The 317-nt window shown below is 40.4% G+C and carries 1 pseudogene; it reads left to right on the top strand.

The window, feature by feature from the left end:
* Positions 1 to 111 precede the first annotated feature (111 nt).
* Positions 112 to 317, top strand: a pseudogene (locus tag PZE06_RS27490) (phosphopentomutase); the annotation flags it as partial.

Here is a 317-nt window from a genome sequence, read left to right as displayed (position 1 = left end):
GCACCATGGTGCATTAAGTTACACACACCATGGTGCGGATAGTTTTGAGGGCCATAATGAGATTATGGGGACGAAGCCGAAAAGGCGTACTTAGCTCCATTTATCGAGAATATGGAGAAAGTAAAACAAGGATTGGAGAAGGAAGGCTACAGAGTTTCCATTCCAAAGCCGGATCTTCCGTATTTATTGGTAAATGATCTGGTAATCATCGCAGATAATATTGAGACAGATTACGGCCAAATTTATAATGTAAGTGCTCCACTAGATTACATCACATTTAATGAAGTACTGAAGATTGGCCAATGTGTAAGAGAGCA

The sequence above is a fragment of the Robertmurraya sp. DFI.2.37 genome, from assembly GCF_029211245.1.
Taxonomy (GTDB): Bacteria; Bacillota; Bacilli; order Bacillales; family Cytobacillaceae; genus Robertmurraya; species Robertmurraya methanolica_A.
This window is presented reverse-complemented; position numbering and strand designations above follow the sequence as displayed.